Source organism: Paenibacillus cisolokensis (genome assembly GCF_050481165.1).
Taxonomy (GTDB): Bacteria; Bacillota; Bacilli; order Paenibacillales; family Paenibacillaceae; genus Paenibacillus_AH; species Paenibacillus_AH cisolokensis.
The window spans coordinates 1-1,395 of the sequence record NZ_JBCNFP010000102.1 but is presented as its reverse complement, the minus strand read 5'-3'; the positions used below and the strand labels follow the sequence as shown (position 1 = coordinate 1,395).

The window sequence follows — 1,395 nt, the reverse complement described above, 5'->3', positions numbered from 1 at the left end:
CCTGAATTTCGAAAGCCCATCACGACGATAATCTTGTGAGGCTTTTTAGTGCATTTTGGCGGGAGTTTGTGGGTGCATTTCCAGTGAATCAGCGTGAATTGATGGTTAAAGGGCACACCTACCCCCTCCCCACAAGAACGGGTCTTTGGATTTCCATGTAAAATTGTGGAGTGTTTCATTCTAACAACGCAATTCTTGCTTCAATCCGTTTCCAGGCATATCGATTGGCGAAATCCCGCATCAACTTGAGAATCACTCGGCGGCTGTGCTGAATCATCGTCGCGGCGCAATGGAAAAATTCCAGGCGAAACCGGGCAATCGTATACCCTTGGTGCACGGGTTCGCAGCAATCTTGCTTAAACCGCTCATAGAGGTTGTAAGCCAACAGTTTGATGAGTAAGTCGAGCTCGTTCGCTTCAAAATCACCGGTTGCAATCCGGTCGATGGAAAACCCGCGTTTGGCTTCCTTGATGTCGTTTTCCATGCAGCAGCGCTGGTTGTAGAAACGCCACAAATCGATCGGTTCCCATTCCAGATTGGTTACGATCGCTTCGTACTGCCAGTCGTCATCAAAGATCAAGCGCGTTTGCCCGTCTTCAATCACTTGCGCCTTGCGGATGATTGCGACTCGTCGAGGCTTCTTCCAGGAGGTCGCCTTGTAGATGAGTGTAATGCCTTCGATGACCCATTCTTCGTCATCGACAAAGCGTTTCCAGTAACGACAGGCTGCCACTTCGGTTGCAAGACGTTGCGTCCACTTGAGCTTGCCGACGTAGCCGATTCGTCTCTTCTCCCACAGTCGGTAGAAGTCTTCGCCTCCGAACCCTTTGTCAAATCGAGCGTACTTCACTGGATGCTGATCGATTAGTTCGAACGTTTGCTCCAGAAAGGAAGCAGCGTCCGTCGAAGAGTGTGTATTGCCTGCTCGGAGAACGGCATTCAGGCATAGGCGCGATTGTCCCTCAAACGCCAGCAATGGATGATAACTCTTCCGGCCAGGCTTATGCGGATTCGTTCCTTTGGCTGCACCGGACTGGTTGCCATACACGGTCTCTACTGTGGAGTCCAAATCCAGGATTACTTCGGAAGGCAGACAGGGCCGAATCACATCCTGATTAATCCTTCGTAGATCCATCCGCAGGTTTGGGCAGGTTTTGCGTAATCGCACCAATTCTTTGTACAGTAAGGAATGATGCGGGCAGCGTCCGCCAAGGAAACGCCGGATCAGCGAATCATGTTGCAGCTTACGGAAATGGAAAAGCCGTTCACAGCCGAGCACCCAGCCGACAATGAGGTAGAGCAGGATCCGGTAAACAGGAAACAAGGCGTTGCCGGCCTTGACGCTCGGGAGGCATTGGAAAGCTTTCGCAAGTTTGATCTTTTCAAGGTATGCTA

General features: G+C 51.0%; 1 protein-coding gene. It reads right to left on the bottom strand.

From position 1 onward, the window contains the following. Positions 1-175: 175 nt before the first annotated feature. Positions 176-1,395 (bottom strand): IS1380 family transposase (locus tag ABEV74_RS17150; protein WP_430147866.1); only part of this gene is annotated, 1,220 nt, incomplete at its 5' end.